Source organism: Pseudomonas syringae (assembly GCF_001698815.1).
Classification (GTDB): domain Bacteria; phylum Pseudomonadota; class Gammaproteobacteria; order Pseudomonadales; family Pseudomonadaceae; genus Aquipseudomonas; species Aquipseudomonas syringae_A.
On the sequence record NZ_LGSI01000074.1, the window covers coordinates 200,061 to 214,423 of the forward strand.

General features: G+C 59.6%; 9 protein-coding genes, 1 tRNA gene and 3 pseudogenes. 8 read left to right on the top strand and 5 right to left on the bottom strand.

Going from position 1 to position 14,363, the window contains the following annotated elements:
• Window positions 1-5 precede the first annotated feature (5 nt).
• The 4 genes and pseudogenes from pgsA to AFK24_RS29135 form a co-directional block, all read left to right on the top strand.
• Entirely contained in the window at window positions 6-566 is a 561-nt protein-coding gene (gene pgsA, locus AFK24_RS29120) for a CDP-diacylglycerol--glycerol-3-phosphate 3-phosphatidyltransferase (RefSeq protein WP_020290071.1), read from the top strand.
• A gap of 61 nt (window positions 567-627) precedes the next feature.
• Window positions 628-703, top strand: a tRNA-Gly gene (locus tag AFK24_RS29125).
• Window positions 704-926: 223 nt separating this feature from the next.
• A pseudogene (locus tag AFK24_RS32185) lies at window positions 927-2,725 on the top strand (tyrosine-type recombinase/integrase).
• Between the two features lie 70 nt (window positions 2,726-2,795).
• Window positions 2,796-3,284 (top strand): annotated as a pseudogene (locus AFK24_RS29135) (IS21 family transposase); the annotation flags it as partial.
• An 82-nt stretch (window positions 3,285-3,366) separates the two neighbouring features.
• On the opposite strand, the gene AFK24_RS29140 reads toward AFK24_RS29135, so the two are convergent.
• From AFK24_RS29140 to AFK24_RS29155, 4 genes are all read right to left on the bottom strand, one after another.
• Window positions 3,367-4,950 carry an ABC transporter ATP-binding protein gene (locus tag AFK24_RS29140; RefSeq protein WP_065836546.1) on the bottom strand — a complete coding sequence of 528 codons (1,584 nt, stop codon included), beginning with the start codon at window positions 4,948-4,950 and terminating at the stop codon, window positions 3,367-3,369.
• Window positions 4,947-5,813 (bottom strand): ABC transporter permease, encoded by an 867-nt coding sequence (locus tag AFK24_RS29145; protein ID WP_240500478.1) that lies wholly within the window; start codon window positions 5,811-5,813, stop codon window positions 4,947-4,949. The genes AFK24_RS29140 and AFK24_RS29145 overlap by 4 nt, the downstream gene beginning before the upstream one ends.
• Window positions 5,814-5,830: 17 nt before the next feature.
• Complete coding sequence (locus AFK24_RS29150; RefSeq protein ID WP_065836548.1) at window positions 5,831-6,814, bottom strand: ABC transporter permease; 984 nt, start codon at window positions 6,812-6,814, stop codon at window positions 5,831-5,833.
• Window positions 6,815-6,886: 72 nt separating this feature from the next.
• Complete coding sequence (locus AFK24_RS29155; RefSeq protein ID WP_065836629.1) at window positions 6,887-8,482, bottom strand: ABC transporter substrate-binding protein; 1,596 nt, start codon at window positions 8,480-8,482, stop codon at window positions 6,887-6,889.
• 190 nt (window positions 8,483-8,672) lie between these two features.
• Between AFK24_RS29155 and AFK24_RS29160 the strand changes: the two genes are divergently transcribed.
• The 4 genes from AFK24_RS29160 to AFK24_RS29175 are packed head-to-tail and all read left to right on the top strand — an operon-like array spanning window position 8,673 to window position 13,784.
• Window positions 8,673-9,317, top strand: coding sequence for a TetR family transcriptional regulator C-terminal domain-containing protein (locus AFK24_RS29160; protein ID WP_065836549.1), 645 nt, complete (start codon window positions 8,673-8,675; stop codon window positions 9,315-9,317).
• A 38-nt stretch (window positions 9,318-9,355) separates the two neighbouring features.
• The gene (locus tag AFK24_RS29165) at window positions 9,356-10,741 is read left to right on the top strand and encodes an aminotransferase (protein WP_065836550.1); all 1,386 of its coding nucleotides are present in this window, start codon (window positions 9,356-9,358) and stop codon (window positions 10,739-10,741) included.
• Window positions 10,742-10,758: 17 nt separating this feature from the next.
• On the top strand, window positions 10,759-12,813 hold the full coding sequence (locus tag AFK24_RS29170) for an FAD-dependent oxidoreductase (RefSeq protein ID WP_065836551.1): 2,055 nt from the start codon (window positions 10,759-10,761) through the stop codon (window positions 12,811-12,813).
• Window positions 12,810-13,784 (top strand): ornithine cyclodeaminase family protein, encoded by a 975-nt coding sequence (locus AFK24_RS29175; protein WP_065836552.1) that lies wholly within the window; start codon window positions 12,810-12,812, stop codon window positions 13,782-13,784. The genes AFK24_RS29170 and AFK24_RS29175 overlap by 4 nt, the downstream gene beginning before the upstream one ends.
• Before the next feature lie 172 nt (window positions 13,785-13,956).
• Here AFK24_RS29175 and AFK24_RS29180 read toward each other — a convergent pair.
• Window positions 13,957-14,187, bottom strand: a pseudogene (locus AFK24_RS29180) (transposase domain-containing protein); the annotation flags it as partial.
• Between the last annotated feature and the right edge of the window lie 176 nt (window positions 14,188-14,363).

The following is a 14,363-nucleotide window of genomic DNA, read 5'->3' on the forward strand; positions in this document are numbered from 1 at the left end:
TGCCGATGAATATTCCTAATCTGATCACCGTTCTACGTGTCCTCCTGATTCCGATCTTCATTTTGCTGTTTTATCTGCCTTATCACTGGAGCTACATGGCGGCCAGTTCGGTCTTCGCTTTTGCGGCGGCAACGGATTGGCTCGATGGATATCTGGCCCGGCGTCTTGAGCAAAGCACCCCGTTTGGTGCGTTTCTCGACCCGGTTGCAGATAAATTGATGGTCGCGGTCGCGCTGGTGTTGCTGGTTCAGGCACACGCCAATCTGTGGCTGACGCTGCCGGCTGCGGTGATTATCGGTCGCGAGATCGTGATCTCTGCACTGCGCGAATGGATGGCTGAACTGGGGGCGAGGGCGCAGGTTGCGGTCTCCAACCTGGGTAAATGGAAGACCGCCGCGCAAATGCTGGCGCTGGTCATCCTCCTGGCCAATCCACCGGCGTTTACTTTTTGGGTGATCGTGGGCTACGTCTTGCTGTTGCTGGCAGCCGGCCTGACATTGTGGTCAATGGTGCAATACATGAGAGCGGCCTGGCCTCATCTGAGAACCACCACAGATAAAAAATAAGTTTTGAATCAAAGGGTTGACGCGGCTATTTGAATCTATAGAATGGCCCCGTCACCAAGATGCGGGAATAGCTCAGTTGGTAGAGCACGACCTTGCCAAGGTCGGGGTCGCGAGTTCGAGTCTCGTTTCCCGCTCCAAAATTTGATCCGCAGATGTCCAATGGGCGCTGGGATCCACGAAATAGACGCTTAGGCGTCTTTTTTCGTTTCCGCGGGAAACCACTGAAATCCAACGCAATCCGGTACGTTTAAGTATCGTTTTAAGTACTGTCTAACGGACAGACTCGAATTCGTATTGTTGCTGGATCCTCTCAGGTCACCAGACGAGCATCAGGTGCTGACTCTCTCACAGGAGCTCACCATGCCTCTATCAGAATTCACCATTCGACACGCCCGAGCTACGGGTAAAAACTACACGCTCGGCGACTTTGATGGCCTGTCACTGATGGTGACCGCGATCGGTAATAAGCGGTGGTTGTTTCGCTACTACTGGGGAGGGCGCCAGCAGCGCATGTCCTTCGGCGCCTACCCCGAAGTCAGCCTGAACAAGCGCGTGAGCGCCGTGACGAAGCGCGCAAGCTCATTGCCCAGAACATAAACCCGTGTGACCACCGCAAGTGGCGGCGTATTGAGGCCGAAGCCGAAGTAAAACAAACCTTCCTGGCGGTCTACAACGAGTGGATCGACTTCCGTCGCCTGAGCCTGAAGGAGGGGCGCCAGAGCACGCTATCGCAGATCCTCAGGGTCTTCAAAAAAGACGTCTTGCCCACCTTGGGTGAGCGTCCAATCAAAAGCATCACCCGGCACGACCTGCTGGGCATCCTCAGCACCATCGAGCAACGCAAAGCCTTCACCATGGCTGAAAAATGCCGGACCTGGTTCAACCAGATGTTTCGCTACTCTCTGGTAAAAGTCGGAGGGCTGGAGCTGAATCCTGCCTCGGACCTAGACGTCGTGGCGCATCCCAAGCCTCCCGTGGCTAACAACCCTTATTTGCGTATGGAGCAGCTGCCGGAGTTGCTATCGAAGATGCGAAATTACGGCGGTCAACTTCAGACGACACTCGGGTTACGTTTGTTGCTGCTGACAGGTGTTAGAACGGGTGAGCTGCGTTATGCCACGCCGGATCAGTTCGACTTGGAGAAGCAGCTGTGGGTCGTTCCGCCGGAGGTGGTCAAGCAGCTCCAACTAAAGATGCGCAAGTGCGATAAGGCAGGAGGTGAAATACCACCCTATATTGTCCCGCTCTCTGTACAGGCGCTGGAAATCGTTCGCCATCTTTTGGATCAGGTCGTGCCCGCACAGCGATTTTTGTTCTCTCATCGCAGCAATCTCCAGTTACGCATTAGTGAAAACACCTTGAATTATGCCCTGCATCGAATGGGATACGCTGACCAACTCACCGGCCATGGAATGCGAGCGACTATCTCCACGGCGCTGAATGAGATTGGCTACCCCAAGAACTGGATTGACGCCCAACTTTCCCATGCTGACCCTGACCAAGTCAGTGCGACCTATAACCATGCCAGGTACGTCGAGCAGCGGCGAACCATGATGCAGGATTGGGCCAATCGTTTGGACCTGTGGGCGCGGGGCAAGCATGAAGCGGCGAGTTCGCCGCTGACCATTCGGTTAGAGGGGGCGGCGTCATTGCCAGAGGCGGTGGGGGCGGTCGGCAGTTCGTTGCGTTATGACGTGGCCGCCACGCGTAAGAGAATTGATTCTTCGTCTGATGTTGCTGCGCAGCTGGTCGCCCCGGAGAAGGTAGTAGTTGAACCGGCGGTTTCGGAAATACAACGCAAGCGTCTTGCCATGCTAGCTGCATATGAGGCGCCGACTAATCTGACGGTGCCTGATTTTGCGCGGCTGGCGGGTATGTCGCGTGAGCAGGTGAGTCGGGAGATCAAGGCGGGTCGGCTGTTGGCGATCGGTCTGGGTGATCGTGGGTTGCGAGTGCCGGATTGGCAGCTCGATCCATTGCGGCAAAAGCTGGTTTTTACGTTGCTAATGCAGTCTCAGGCTGCGGATACATGGAGGCTTTATAGTGCTCTTTGCACACCCTGCGACCGACTAAAAGATCGTTCTCCAATCGATGCACTCACTGAGGAGAATTTTGACGTGACAATACGGATTGTTTGCAATGCCTTGAGCTCAAGCTGAGGTGCTGTGTTCGGACGGTAGCGACACGTATTTGCTCACTTTCCGAGCAGGAGAACACAGGGTGATCAGCATGGAAATGTTGGGGAAAATTCGGCGCATGTACTTTCGCGACAAGCTGTCGCTGCATCAGATAGCCAAGCGTACCGGGCTGTCGAGAAACACCATTCGAAAATGGGTCAGAGCGCCCGAAGCCACTCAGCCGGCGTACCAGCGGTGCGCAGCCTTCAACAAACTCAATCCATTTCACCAGACGCTGGAGCAGGCGCTCAAGGCCGATTCGTTTCGGGCAAAGCACAACCGCAGGAGCGTCAAAGCACTCTTCGAACAGATCAAGGCGGAGGGTTACGACGGCGGCTACAGCGAGCTCACCGCCTTCATACGCGCGTGGCGCGGCGAGCAAGGCAAGTCTTTACGGGCCTTTGTACCGCTGACGTTTGCACTCGGTGAGGCCTTTCAATTCGACTGGAGCGAAGAAGGTCTGCCGATCGGTGGCCTGTTCCGACGCATCCAGGTCTCGCATATGAAGCTGTGTGCCAGTCGCGCATTTTGGTTGGTTGCGTAATCAAATATGTGCATCAGAACGAAAATCACGCTCTTATCTAAGCTTTAGATCTGCTGGCTAATAACAACGGGCGTGCCCCTCAGATCCGCGCATCCAGCCATCCTTCGGTCATCTGCGGTTCACACGCCAGCAAATGCTCGGTATAGGCTGGATGAGGCGGGTTGAGCACCTGTTCGCGGGTGCCTTGTTCCACCACCTGGCCTTGGTGCATTACCACAATGCGGTCGGCAATCGCGCGTACGGTCGCAATGTCGTGGGTGATAAACAGGTACGACACCCCCAGTTCCTTCTGTAGGCGCAACAGCAGGTTGATGATGCCTTGCTGGATCAGCTTGTCCAATGCCGAGGTCACTTCGTCGCAGATGATCAGGCGTGGCTCGGCCGCCAGGGCACGGGCAATCGCCACGCGCTGCTTTTGTCCGCCCGAGAGTTCGCCGGGCAGGCGCGAGAGGTGATCGGGGCTCAGCTCGATCATCTCCATCAGTTCGCGCAGACGCTGCTGCAGCGCTGCCCCGCCCAGGGCGTGATAAAACGCCAATGGCCGCCCGAGCAATTCACGCACGGTCTGTTTCGGGTTCAGGGCAGTGTCGGCGCTTTGGTAAACCAACTGGATCTGCCGCAATTGCTCCAGCGGCCGTTCAGCGTAACGCGCTGTCAGGGGGTGCCCGGCAAACTGCACCGTCCCGCCGCTCACCGCCAGTAAGCCGGTGATGCAGCGGGCGAGTGTGGACTTTCCTGAGCCAGACTCGCCGATGATTGCGGTGGTGCGACCCTGGGGCACATCAATGTTTATGTCGTCGAGCACCTTCACGTGTCCGTAGTGAGCGCTGAGTCGTTCGATGCGCAAGATCTGGGAGCTTGCCTCAGGCTCCACTGCCTTGGTCAACTGGCGCACCGCCCACAGGCTGCGCGTGTAAGCCTGGGTCGGGGCTTCAAGCATTTGCCGGGTGGGCGCCTGTTCCACCAGTTTGCCGCGCTTGAGTACCATGATGCGTTGGGCCATTTGCGCCACCACAGCCAGATCATGGGTGATGTACAGAGCGGCACTCCCAGACTGCGCAATAGCGTTGCGGATTGCCGTCAGTACGTCGACCTGGGTGGTGACGTCGAGCGCAGTGGTCGGTTCGTCGAAGATGATCAGATCGGGTTTGCAGATCATCGCCATGGCGGTCATCGCTCGCTGCAACTGACCACCGGAGGCCTGGTGCGGATAGCGCCCACCGAAGTGATCCGGGTCAGGCAGACTGAGTTGGCGGTATAGCTGCCGTGCGGTGGCTTCGGCTTCGTCACGGGGTATGCCGTGCAGCAGGGCGCTTTCGATGGTCTGGTCGAGCAGGCGCCGTGCCGGGTTGAAAGCAGCGGCGGCGCTCTGCGCGACATAGGCGATACGTCGCCCGCGCAGTTGCTGGCAGTGCTTGTCGCCGGCCTTGATCAGATCGACACCGTCGAACCAGACCTCGCCTGTACGCACCCGGCAGCCGGCGCGGGTAAATCCGGCGGCTGCCAGGCCCAGGCTGGATTTGCCAGCGCCGGACTCGCCTATCAGGCCCAGTACCTCGCCACGCGCCAGAGTCAGGTCGATTTCCTGCACGATGGGCTGCCAGTCGTTACCGTTACGTGCGTCCAGGGTCAGGTTGCAGATGCGCAGCAGCTCGGTGCTCATGGTCGGTGCTCGTCGGTCGGGTCGAGGAAATGGTCGACCACCACGTTCACCGCCAGGGTCAGCAGGGCGATGGCACCGGCCGGAATCAGCGGAGTGATGTCGCCGTAGCTGATGAAGGTCGCGCCTTCGCGCACCATGGTGCCCCAGTCGGCAGAGGGCGGCTGGATGCCCAGACCCAGGAATGACAGGGTCGAGATGGTAAGGAAGGCAAAACAGAAGCGCAGGCCGAACTCGGCGATCAGAGCCGGCAGGATATTGGGGAGGATCTCACGGCGCAGTATCCATGCTGTGCCTTCACCGCGCAGCCGTGCGGCCTCGACAAAATCCATCACCACCACGTTGCGTGCAGTGGTGCGTGCCAGCCTGTAGATTTGCGTGGCGTTGATCACGGCGATGATCAGTACGATATTGGGAATCGACGGACCAAGCGCTGCCAGCAGAATCAGGGCCAGAATCAGTTGCGGTATCGCCATCAAGGTTTCGATGGCGGCGGACAGCAGGTTATCTATCCAGCCGCCACGAATCGCGGCGAACACGCCCAGGCTGGCACCGACGGCAAACGCCAGCAGGGTGGTGAGCACCGCGATGCCCACCGAGTTGCGTGTGCCGTAGATCAGGCGGCTGAGCACGTCGCGACCGATCTGGTCGGTACCCAGCCAGAACTCGCTGCTCCAGGGAGCATACGGTTGGTCGCTGATGACCTCTGCTTCGCCGTGGGGCGCAAGCCAGGGCGCCAACAACGCCACCAGCAGGTAGCCGATAACGATCGCCGCACACAGGTAGACCATCCAGGGTTTGCGCTTCAAGCGCTGCCAGCGACTGACCGTCACACGTTCGATCGGGGCCGTATAAAGTACCGTCATGGGTGGGGTCTCGTCTGTCATCGCGGGTGCAGCAACCGTGGGTTGGTGGTGATGGCAACGATGTCGGCCACCAGGTTGAGGGCGATGTAGGTGGCGGCGAAGATCAGCGCGCAGGCCTGCACCACTGGAATGTCTCGCGAGCGTACTGCGTCGACCATGGTCTGACCGACACCGGGGTAGACGAACACCACTTCCACGACGACCACGCCGACCACCAGATAAGCGAGGTTGAAGGCCACCACCGCGCTGATCGGTGCCCAGGCATTGGGTAAGGCATGGCGCAGAATGATCCTCCATGGGGCAATGCCCTTGAGCGTGGCCATCTCTATATAGGGGCTGGTCAGCAGGCTGACGATGGCTGAGCGGGTCATGCGCATCATGTGCGCGACAATGCCCAGAGTCAGGGTCAGCACCGGGAGCGCAAGGTGCAAGGCGATGTCGCCGACGCTCATGCCGGGAGTAATGCGAGCCAGTGAGTAGAACCACGGCAGCTTGACCGCAAACAAAAGCATCAGCGTGTAGGCCACGAAGAATTCTGGAAACGAAATACTCACCAGCGTCGTCAGGTTGAACAACCGGTCGAGCCAGCTGTTACGCTTGATTGCGGCAAGAATACCGAGCAGCAGCGCCAGCGGAACCGCCACCAGTGCTGTGATGCCGGCCAGCAACAGGGTGTTTTTCAGGCGGGGTGCGACGATGCCCATGACCGGACGTGGCTCACCGGCGCGGGAAGTGAACGATAGGCCGAAGTCGCCGGTCAGCGCGCCGCCCACCCAGTGCAGGTAACGTTCGCTGTACGGTTGGTCCAAGCCCAGTTGGCGTTGGAGGGCCGCCACCGTTTCAGGGGTGGCGGAGCGGCCGAGGGTAGCCTTAGCGAAGTCGCCGGGCAGCAGCAATACCGCTGAAAACACCAGCAGCGATACCGCCGCCAGCGTTGCCAGGCCCATGCCCAGGCGTTGCACAGTGGTTCGCAATACCGGGTTTGAAAGCGCACTGTCCATGGTTATTTCCCGAGTTTGCCAGCCGCACGGCCCCATGCCGTGCAGTGTGTCAGTACAGGGTGCGCAGTCGACTCAGGCCATCCACCAGCGCTCGGCCATGCGGAAGTTGTCGCACTGCAACATATTGCCCAGCGGGCCATGGGCGATCTTGTCCGACACGGCGTCGATGAATTGTGCGTACACCATCACAATGGCCCCGCCATCGTCATGCAAGATTTGCTGCATCTGCGCATAAATGGCCTGGCGTTTTACCGGATCGGACTCGCCGCGGCCTTGTACCAGTAACTGGTCAAAAGTCGGATTGGCCCAGCCAGTGTCGTTCCATGGTCCGTTGCTGGCATAGGACGTGGTGAACATGGCGTCCAGGGTCGGTTTACCCAGCCAGTCGCAGGCGACAAACGGCTTGTGCTGCCAGATTTTGTCCCAGTAGCTGTCATCTGCCTCGCGGATCACATTGATGGTGATGCCAGCCTTGGCCGCCGAGTCCTTGTACAACAGCGCGGCATCGACAGCGCCGGGGAAAGCGGTATCGGCGACCGATAGATCCACTTCAATGCTGTCCAGGCCCGCCTGTTTGAGCAGGGCGCGAGCTTTGTCCGGGTTATAGGTGTGCAGCGGTTTGGGTTGTGTGGCGAACTTGATCTGCGGTGCGATGGGGTTGTCGTCAGCGATTTTGGCGTTGCCCAGGAAAACCTTCTTGAGAATGGCCTCACGGTCCATGGCGTACTTCATGGCCAGGCGCACCTCAGGCTTGTCGAAGGGCGCGACTTTGGCGTTCATGTCGAAGCTGAAGTGCCGCACGCCAGCGGTGCGTAAAACGTGAACTTTGGGGTTGCGTTCCAGCATGGCCAGGGTCTTGATATCGGCGTCAACCATGTAGTCGACTTCGCCCGTAACCAGGGCATTGGTGCGCGCCGCCACGTCGGCAATGCTGACGAACTCAACTGAATCGAACCAGGGTAGGCCTTTCTTGAAATAGTGCGGGTTGCGCTTCATTTTTAGCACGGTGCCTGGCTGAAAGCTTTCGACCATGTACGGACCGGTGGCGACGCCCTTTTGCCAGTCCAGGGTGCCGTCAGCGTTGGCTGGCATGATCGCCAGGTGGTTATCGGACACGGTGTACGGGAAGTCGGCGTTGCCACCACTGAGGGTAAACACCACATCGTGCTCGCCCTTGGCGCTGATGTCGGTGAGGGTATCGAGTGAGGCTTTGACCCCGGAGGTGGAGTCCTTGCTCATGTGGTGACGATACGAGGCAATCACATCATTGGGGGTGACCGGGCGGCCGTCATGGAACACCAGGCCCGGGCGAAGGGTGAAGGTCCACACCGTCAGGTCGCCATTGGCCTGATAGCTCTCGGCGAGTGCCGCCACGATCGAACCGTCGACCGCCAGTTCCGTCAGGCCATTGGTGAGGGTGCCGCCAAATGCAGCCTGAGCAAAAGAGGTCAACCAGCCAGCAGGGTCGTAGCTATCGCTGGGTGCGCCGTCGTTGATGGCGAAGCGGGCGTGGCCGCCAGCCTTGGGCGTCGCGGGGGCAGCGAACGCCATGCCCGGTTGTAATGCTGAAGCCATGGCGGCACTGGCACCCAGAACCGTGGCCACTTCCAGAAAGCGTCGGCGTGAAAAACCGTTGCAGGTGTCATCTGGGTCTTTGCTGTGCGTCATCTGATCATCCCCGAAAAAATGCATGGCTGTTTTCTCGAACCCCTGACGCAGCTGACCTGCGTGCCACTCAAACTATTCGTCGTTGATTGATTAGTCAACCACTTGATATTGATTGTCCAGTCAGTCTATCTTCTCTGGCACATGGCAACTGGGGCTGCTGACGGCCCACTACAATGCTGGGGGAAATAGATTGGTTAAAGTCACTGCAAAGCCTGCCAACAAATTCGATCAGGTCGCTGAGCGCCAGGAGCAATTGCTCGCGGCGACAGTCACGGTCATCGCTCGCAAGGGCCTGTCGGGTATCACCATGAATGACATCGCCGTAGAAGCGGGTTGCAGCTACGGTGTGGTCGCGTTCCATTTCAAGAGTAAGGAGCGCCTGCTGCTGGCGGCGCTCGATATGCTGGTCAAGGAATACGAAGTGCTCTGGGACAAGATTCTGGCACCCAATACTGCCACCGTGGCCGAACGCCTGCGGTTAGTCATCGACCTGGACTTTGACAAGCGCATCGCCAAACCCAAAAACGTCGCCGTGTGGATGGCCTTCTGGGCCGAGACCTCGCGGGTATCGGCTTATCGGGCACGTTGCGGTGAGCTCAAGCGGCGCTCGCTGGCCTCCATAACCGAACTGGTTGAGGCGCTGGCCGTTGATAGACAACTGGACCTGCCGGCTGCGCAAATCGCTTTTGGCCTGTATGCCCTGAGCGACGGCTGCTGGACGTTCAACCATGTCACCGGCGAGACGGGACCTGCCCAGCGAGAGGCGTCGCGCAGGCTTTGCTACGCCTACATGGCCGGTTTTTTTCCTGACGAATTCTCATTGCCCGCGCCCTAGATGCGCCCCGATCGTTCTGCCCTTAAAGGAGTTTCGCCATGTCTGAACGCCTCAATCTCCCGCTTGACGCCACTCAACTGCGTCAGGCCGCTCGCCAACATCTGCTGGTGCCCGCCGAAGACATGACCGAGCTGGGTCGGAGCACCCGGCCTTTGCTGATGAAGGGTGAGGGCGTCTACGTGTTCGACGCTCAGGGCCACAAGCTGATCGACGGCCCGGCTGGCATGTGGTGTACGCAGATCGGCTACCAGCGCAAGGAAATCGCTGACGCCCTGGCGCAGCAGGCGATGCAGTTGTGCTACAACACGCCCTGGTACTCCATGAACGGCCCCTCGGCAGAGCTTGCCCAGCGTATCGCCGAAGTGGCGCCGGGCGATCTGAACCGGGTGTTCTTTACCACCGGCGGCTCGACGGCGGTGGATTCGGCGCTGCGCTTCGTGCAGTTCTACAACAATGTGCTGGGCCGGCCGAACAAGAAGGGCATTCTGTGTCGCATCGACGGCTACCATGGCAGCACGCATCTGACTGCTGCTTGCTCGGGGCGCGCCGGTAATCGACCGAATTTTGACCTGGCACTGCCGGAGCTTTCGTTTCTCAGCGCGCCGAACCTGTATCGCCAGCCGGCGGGCACCTCTGAGGCCCAATTTCTCGAGCAGTTACTGGCTGAGTTCGAAGACCGCCTTGCGTCCATTGGCGTGGACAATATCGGCGCTTTCATTGCCGAGCCGGTGCTGGCCTCTGGCGGCATCCTGATCCCGCCCAAGGGCTACCACCGTCGCATTCTGGATATCTGCCGGCGTCACGACATCCTCTACATCAGTGATGAGGTGGTCACCGGCTTCGGTCGTTGCGGGCACTGGTTCGCCTCGCAAGAGTTGTTCGACATCACCCCGGATATCATCACCTTCGCCAAAGGCGTCACCTCCGGCTATGTGCCGCTGGGGGGCTTTGTGATTAGCGACGCAGTGCTTGATCGTGTGAGTGGCGACAATGCTAACGGCAGTTGCTACAGCAACGGCTATACCTTCAGCGGGCACCCGGTCAGCTGCGCGGCAGCACTGGCCAACATGCAGGTGTTCGACGACGACCATCTGCTGGAACATGTCCGGGACATCATTCCGTATTTTCAGGAGCGCCTGCAGAGCCTGGCCGGCTTGGCGCTGGTGGGTGATGTGCGCAGCATCGGCCTGCTCGGCTGCATCGAGTGCGCTGCGGGCGAAACCACGCCGGCGGCTACGGAACTGGACCGCGAGATCGCCCAGTACGTCGACCGCCAATGCTATGAACTGGGTCTGATCGTGCGGCCCATTGGCAGCATGTGTGTGCTGTCGCCGCCGCTGATTATCACCCGCGAGCAGATCGATAGCATGATCGAGATCCTGCGCGCAAGCTTGCTGCACGCTGCCGAAAAATACGCCCGCTAATCGCCACGAGGTGGTCGATGTCCAGTTCGCCGTTGATTGTTCCGGGCCGCAAGCAGGACCCCTTGCTCGCGCCTTTGCAACTCAAACACTTGACTCTGCGCAACCGCATCATGAGCACCAGCCACGCGCCCTTTCTGGAGGAGGGCGGGTTGCCGCTGGAGCGTTACCAGCGCTATCACGAGGAAAAGGCCAAAGGCGGCATCGCACTGACTATGTTCGGTGGTTCGTCAATGGTAGATGCCGACTCCAGTTGGGGTGGCAGCGGACAGCTGGACTTGTCCAGCGATGGGATTATTGCGCCATTCCAGCAGTTTTCCGAGCGTATCCATCGGCATGGCGCCGCGTTGATGTGCCAGATTTCTCACTTGGGGCGGCGGGCCGATGCCACGTCGTATAACTGGTTGCCCAGCATTGCACCATCGCGCTCCCGGGAGACCCAGCACCGGGCGTTTTCCCGTGAAATGGACGAGCACGACATCCGGCGCATCGTCAAGGCTTACGGGGCTGCTGCAAAGCGTTGCCTGGAGGGCGGCCTGGATGGGTTGGAAACCCTGACCGGCGGGCACCTGCTGGGACAGTTTTTTTCGCCGCGTACCAATCAGCGCCATGACCGTTTCGGCGGTTCGTTGGAGAACCGTGCGCGCTTCGGGCTGATGGTCTACGAGGAAATTCGCCGGCAGGTCGGCGAGAAGATGATCGTCGGCATCCGCTTTGTCATCGATGAAGGTATCGACGATGGCCTCGGTTTTGAAGAAGGCATAGCCTTGGCCCAACTGTTCCAGCGTGAAGGGCTGGTGGACTATTTCAACTGCATCTTCGGGCGCATGGACACCGTCATCGCCCTCGCCGAACAGAACATGCCGGGCATGGCTTCGCCCAGCGCACCGTTCCTGCACAACGTTGGCGCGTTTCGTCGCGAGGTCTGCCTGCCGGTGTTCCATGCCGCGCGTATTGCCGACCTGGCTACGGCGCGTTACGCCATCGGTGAGGGATTGCTGGACATGGTTGCCATGACTCGCGCGCACATGGCCGACCCGCAACTGGTCAACAAACTGATGCGCGGCGAAGAGGCCAATATCCGCCCCTGCGTGGGCGCTTCGTACTGCATGCACAAGAAGGTCAACTGCATCCACAACCCGGCTTCAGGGCGCGAGACGCAGTTGCCTCAGGTGATCGAGCGGTCCTCACAGCCATCGCGCAAAGTTCTGGTGATAGGCGCCGGGCCAGCGGGACTTGAGGCCGCACGGGTGGCGGCCGAACGTGGACATCGAGTGCTGGTGCTGGAAGCCGGTAGCCAGGCGGGCGGGCAACTGCTATTGGCGGTTCGGGCTACCTGGCGGCGTGATCTGATCGGCATCGTCGACTGGCGTGTGGCTGAATTGCAACGCCTGGGTGTAGAGGTGCGCTATGACGTCTATGCCGGCGTCGAAGAGGTCGTGGCCGAATCGCCCGAGGTCGTGATTGTCGCCACCGGTGGACTACCGGATCTTGACTGGCTGGAAGGTGCTGAACACTGTCTCAGCATTTGGGACGTGCTGGCGAGCACGGCACCGGTCAGCGGGCATTATCTGTTGTACGACGGCAGCGGCCGCCATGAAGGCGTGTCCACGGCGCTGCACCTTGCCGAGCAAGGCGCGAAGGTATCACTGGTGGGAATCGACGAAAGTCTGGCGATGGAAATGGAGTATTCGTCCCGGGCGATCTATCGCAAGCAATATGCCCAGCACGGCATCGACGTGACAGGTGATCACCATCTGATCCGAGTCAGCCGTCATGCCGAAGGTGGCCTGATGGCGACGTTTCGTCATGAGTTGACGGGCACATTGCTTGAGCGGCGCGCCGACAAGGTGGTGGTGGAACGGGGTACCGCCCCACTGGACGAAGTGTTTGAAGGGCTTCGGGGAATGTCCTGCAACGATGGGGTGTTGGAGATCCCTCAATTTCTGCAACTTAAGCCGCAGCCTATGGGGGGGCGCGACGGGTTTGCGCTGTACCGTATCGGCGATGCACTGAGCAGTCGTAATGTGCACGCCGCCATGCTTGATGCGATGCGTCTGGGATTGGTTTTATGAGTGAAGCTAGTACGCTGCTGTGGATCGATGCGCAGCGGGTCCACCGTCTGCTGGACTATCGCCGCCTGGTGCAGGCGCTGCGCGAGGCGCATCTGCAGCCTATGCCGATCAGTGAAGACGTCTGCATGGATGAACCGGGTGCGGGGAGCGGTAATAATTTTTTGCTGCTCCCGGCCTGGAGTGGGCAGCGCATGATGGGGGTCAAGCTGCTCTCGGTGTTCCCGGACAACGTTCGGGCTCGGGTGCCGTTGCCCACGGTGCAAGGCATTTACGCTGCCTTCGACGGGCGCACCGGTACGCCCTTGTTCATTGCCGACGGTGCCGCGCTGACGTTGCGCAAGACCGCCGCCGACTCGGCACTGGGGCTGGAGCTGCTGGCGCCTGTCAACGTCTCGACGCTACTGATGATCGGCGCAGGTGACATGGCCGGACCCTTGGTCGAGGCCTTCATCCAAATACGGCCGTCACTGACGCGGGTCTTGCTGTGGAACCGTACGATGCCGCGCGCCGAAGCACTAGCTGCGCGCCTACAGGCGTCCGGTATCGACTGCCAGGTGGTCACTGACCTGGATCAAGCCCTACCGTTAGCTGATGTGGTCTGCAGTGCGACCATGAGCCAGCAACCGCTGATCAAGGGCGCGTTGCTCAAGGCCGGCGCCCATGTCAATCTGGTTGGCAGTTGGCAGGAAGATATGCGCGAGGCCGACGACGCGACGATTGCACGGGCGCAGATTTATGTCGATTCGCGCGAGGTCAGCCGGCACAGTGGTGACCTGTTGCAACCGGTCGTCAGCGGTTTGATCAGTTGGGCCGATGTGCGTGCCGATCTGTTCGAGTTGTGCCAAGGGTTTGAAATACCTAACCTTGAGGCAGGGCAGGTGACGCTGTTCAAAAATGCTGGTGGGGCGCATCTGGATCTGTTCGCCGCGCAGTTTCTGGCGACCGAGGTGGGTGTGGAGTGGGCCTCGTAAGTCCACATTGATCCAGGAGTTCTGACAAGTCCCTGATCGGTTTGCTTCACGCTTCAGTTGCCTGAAATAATCCCAGAAATAGGTGGCTACCTTCCATCAACGGCCCGGTGACACTGCCCTTCCTAATATCCCGAATCCGTCAAGAAGGTGATCGGTCGTAAACGAACGGGGATCACAAGTTGCGCAACGACATCCAGTTATGCGGCAACAACTCGGCAATCTCACTTGCTCGCTGCATTGGCAGTCGCGCCAGAACGTCTTTTAAGTAAGCATATGGGTCATGCCCGTTGAGTTTGGCCGACTGGATCAGGCTTATCAGCGCCGCCGCGCGTTTGCCACTGCGCAACGATCCTGCGAAGAACCAGTTCTTGCGTCCAAGAGCCCATGGCCGGATCTGCTGGTCGGGTAGTCAGACGCGGTTGCTCGCGTCCAGCCCCCTAAGAACCGTGCATGCGAGTTCCCCAGCACACGGCTCAAGCCTCTGCTAAGGCACCTCTAGGCACCCGGTTGCACATCATTGGCATAGGCAAATTGCACCTCCCTCGGGCAGCGCAGGTGGTAGATCTCAAAATTGGCCGC